The organism is Virgibacillus sp. M23 (assembly GCF_034190895.1).
GTDB lineage: Bacteria > Bacillota > Bacilli > Bacillales > Amphibacillaceae > Virgibacillus > Virgibacillus salarius.
Map to the genome: position 1 here is coordinate 1 of NZ_JAWDHA010000112.1, position 4,464 is coordinate 4,464.

The 4,464-nt window shown below is 37.2% G+C and carries 2 protein-coding genes and 1 other annotated feature; of the genes, one reads left to right on the top strand and one right to left on the bottom strand.

Going from position 1 to position 4,464, the window contains the following annotated elements; genetic code table 11:
• Positions 1-332: 332 nt before the first annotated feature.
• Positions 333-2,345: an ABC transporter permease subunit gene (locus RVS70_RS21385; RefSeq protein WP_321134746.1), complete on the bottom strand. Its 2,013-nt coding sequence runs from the start codon at positions 2,343-2,345 to the stop codon at positions 333-335.
• A gap of 195 nt (positions 2,346-2,540) precedes the next feature.
• Positions 2,541-2,764 (top strand) — a binding site (T-box leader).
• Positions 2,765-2,839: 75 nt separating this feature from the next.
• On the opposite strand from RVS70_RS21385, the gene proS reads away from it, so the two are divergent.
• Positions 2,840-4,279 (top strand): proline--tRNA ligase, encoded by a 1,440-nt coding sequence (gene proS, locus RVS70_RS21390; protein ID WP_166530673.1) that lies wholly within the window; start codon positions 2,840-2,842, stop codon positions 4,277-4,279.
• Positions 4,280-4,464: the final 185 nt, after the last annotated feature.

A 4,464-nucleotide genomic window follows, 5' to 3' on the forward strand; every position in this document is an offset into this window, starting at 1 on the left:
AAAAAGTTAGCTGAAGGACAAACCCCACGGAAAGGGAAGTGGGCAGCCGGAGTGGTGGTCAAGCAGTAGCTATTATTCCATAATAGCTACTAGAGGAAGCGTAAATCTGAGCATGTAGTGATAAGGAATGAGCGAATTTTGCTCAGGTTTTCTAATCCTGCTTCTTGGATGAAAAAGCATCAATAGGACTCATCAGACACCTTACCAGTGGGAAGCGAAGTATATTTCCAGAGCTACTTACACGCACAATTATTTCTAGCTGTGCGTTTTTTCTTTGCAACATACGTTTGTCCTCGTATCATTTTATAGCTGTAAGAATATATGTTTGAACGCTATCGAGTTTTTTTATCGTGAACGAGCTGGAGACGATTTGACGTTGGAGCAAACATATTCTCCGTATTTTCCTTATGATTTATGGTACGTTTACTTTTGTATTTTTTAGCAGTAACCCCGATTTTAGCCTGTTGAACTTCCTTAATACCATTAATGATTAGTTGCATAGCAAAGATGCTTAACATAAAGGCAAGTAGAGGAAAGAGAATAAGCCAATATTGTCCACTTTTAAATGAATGTACAGTATTCCCAATTACTCCAGACCACTCGTTCGTAAGTGATTTAGGAGGCTCATTGAACATTGCCGAGCCCATAATTGTCCCGCCAAAAAATAGATCCAACATACCTAAGTGGATAAAAATAAATAAGACTTGAATAAATTGTTGCCCAAATAGAATCGTTAGTTTAGGAAATAGATGTGGCATCACGTGATGTCGCAATATATGGAATCTGCTTCCACCAAGAACACTCGCACTCGTAATAAATTCTTGCTGGAGTATGTTAGTTATATCTTTCCCTATCAGCACCGTTGTTAATGGAATAACTAGAACGGTCAAAATAATGATTTCGATAAGAATGCGTTCAGAAATCGTGTAGGATGGCTCCATTTCCCACCCTAATTGAAGAATGGGTTTCAACAAAATATAAGCAATTAATGTAAGTGGTAGAAAGTGAATAGAATCTACTATTTTAGATAACCAGCTTTGTTTACGTTTACTTATTGAAAAAGCAAACAAAATTCCACCACATAAACCGATAGCAACTCGAAGAAAAGCAATTAAAAAGCCAAAAACTAGTGTATATTTTGCTCCAATAATTAACTGATCCAGCAAATCAAATCCCTCTTTATCAGAACCCAATAAAAACGGATGACCAGGTGGATGTGGTGGAGTACTTTTTATTGTAGTACCATCTTCCTCGTAAAATATGTTTGCCTGATCAACATGATTATCCGTAATAATGGAATAGCCAATACTACCACCAATGGTTAGAATAAAGAACAGGCACCCTATTGCAAATTTATAGTTTTTTAGTTGCCTCCTTAGTGAAGCTATTGGAATTCGAGGTAGCAGCTTTTTCCAATGGATTATCTTTATATGTTTCATTACACAGCTAATTGGCTGAAAGGAAGGTATTTTTGCTAAGCCATGCGATTCAAATGTCGTTGATTCATCAACCCAAAGGTCAATTAGCTGAAAGGTAATAAAAAAAGGTGTAAATAGCAGGATAAGTGACACAGCTATGGTCATTGGTGAAAAGCTTTCGATAATGTAAAAGGTAAGCCCATTCACATTAAATATTCTCTCAATGATAAACTGACTCGAGAGTGTTGCCCAAATAATTAGCTTGGATTGGTGAAAAGCACTTGGTAGGATGTTTCTAAACACATGACGAATTAGTATAACGGTTTTGGACAGCCCTTTACTTTTTAAAAACCGTACATAGTCCTTTGAAAACTCTTCCTCAATTAAAAATAGTAGAATTTTGAAAAGAAAGATCATCGGTAAGATAGACAAGGTTATAATTGGTCCAGCGTAGGCACGGTCGTCCATGTAGGAGCCTAATGTAAAAAGTGAGACACCAGTCTTGTTATATATATAAATAACTAGCATTTGTAACAGGACAACGAAAACAAGATCAGGGATCGTTTCTAGAAATTCGAGAAACTGCTTAATACCCTGTACAACCTGTTTTGGTAGGGAGTTGACAAAGAAGGCAAGTATAAATGCGATCGCAAAAGCGATACATATAGCACTAAACAAAATACTCATGGAGTATGTAAATGGGACCCATAACGTCTTAAAAATGGGAAATTCGCCTATGGAACCTTCTATTTGATAAGTCCATGACCCTGGTTGAATAAAATTGCCAAGGAACTTCCATAGATCATGGAAATAGAGAATGATATTAGTAATATCCCCTTTAGCAAAAAACTGTGGAAACACACTAATGCAAAGTATTCCTATAATACCGAGAAGATAAAATAACGTTACTTTTATGACTGCTTTCACAATAAAACACATCTCTTCAGAAAATGGTAAGTATTTTAACAATTATGATGATATGTTAAGTATAGGTCGAAAAATTCAGCTTGTAAAGCGTTGAGCTATTCCCTACTAGAAGGGAAAATGAATATAGAATGGCTCACGCTCTGATCATCTCTCTCTTGACTTTATGAACTGCAAACTATATAGTAAAGTTACATATTTGAAGCAAGGATGGAGAATAGTATAATCTAGGTTGTCTTTTTTAGAGAGGAAATGGTTGCTGCAAATTTCTAAAGACAAAGATTAGAACCTGCTCCTGAGTTCGTCACCGGAGAGTGTGTATCACACTGTAAGGTGTACGCGGGTAAGTCCCGTTATCAATGCAGAGTGTGCAATAGTTCCTATTGTAAACAAGGGTGGTACCACCAACCTCGGTCCCTTATTGGATGGAGGATTTTTTGTGTTTTAAAATAGGTATTTGAATATAAATAATTAACTTATATAATGAGGTGTTTGCTTTGGGAAAGAAAAATAAGCAGTTTGTGGAAAAAATCACTGCAATGGAGGACGATTTTGCCCAGTGGTATACTGATGTTGTTAAGCAAGCAGAGCTAGTGGATTATGGTCAAGTACGAGGAACGATGATTATTAAACCATATGGTTATGCTATCTGGGAAAACGTAAAAAATGAGCTAGATAAAAAATTCAAAGAGACAGGTCATACAAATGTTGCTTTCCCATTATTTATTCCGGAAAGCTTACTTCAGAAGGAAAAGGACCATGTTGAAGGCTTTGCACCAGAAGTAGCTTGGGTTACGCATGGCGGAGAAGAAGAATTAGCAGAGCGTTTGGCGGTCCGCCCAACCTCCGAAGTGCTATTCTGTGATTATTACTCAAAAAATATCCATTCCTATCGCGATTTACCCAAACTATATAATCAATGGGGAAATGTGGTGCGTTGGGAAAAGACAACACGACCATTTTTACGTTCGTCGGAATTTCATTGGCAGGAAGGTCATACTGCACATGCGACAGATGAAGATGCTGCTAAAGAAACAAACCAAATGCTAGGCATTTATGCAGATGTAGTAGAGAACTATTTAGCGATCCCTGTACTGCGTGGGAAAAAGACAGACAAAGAAAAATTTGCAGGCGCAAAATATACATTAACGATCGAAAGCATGATGCATGACGGTAAAGCTTTACAATCTGGGACATCACATCATTTCGGCTCTGGTTTCGCTGAAGCCTTTGATATTACCTATCTTGATGAAAATGGGGAAAGCCAATTTGTTCATCAAACTTCATGGGGGCTTTCAACAAGAATTATGGGAGCATTAATTATGGTGCATGGTGATAATCGTGGTTTGGTGATCCCACCACGTATTGCGCCTACGCAAGCAATGATCGTTCCAATTGCTCAACATAAAGAAGGAGTACTAGATAAAGCGTATAATCTTCGAGATCAATTGAAAAATTTGATACGTGTTGAGATTGACGGTAGTGATAAAATGCCTGGCTGGAAATTTAATGAATATGAAATGAAGGGTATTCCGGTACGAATTGAAATGGGGCCTAAGGATATTGAAAAAGAGCAGGTAGTTCTTGTACGTCGTGACACAGGAGAAAAAGAATTTGTTTCATTATCTGAGCTTGAACAGCGATTACCTGCATTATTAGAGGAAATTCAGCTTCATTTATATAATAATGCCAAGAAACATCGAGATGAAAAAACAACAGTAGTGACAAATATGGAAGAGTTCGCAAAAACATTGAACGATAACCCTGGGTTTATCAAAGCAATGTGGTGTGGCGATCAAGCATGTGAAGAGAAAATCAAAGAGGATACACTTGCAACTTCTCGCTGTATTCCTTTTGAACAAGAACAAGTTTCTGATACATGTGTATGTTGTGGAAAAGCAGCAAAAGAATTAGTTTATTGGGCAAAAGCTTATTAATGATAAGCGTTAAAACATAAGTTTTTATCACAAGGGCGCAACTTTGCGCTCTTTTTTGTAAGTTAAGAAAGTATAAAATCAGTGCAATGACTGCGTTAAGCCAAGTAGTTATTTTGAAATGTTTGATGTATATTGGCAATGCTCCGACTAATTACTTCGCTTTCCGCGGGCACGGCCTCAACTAA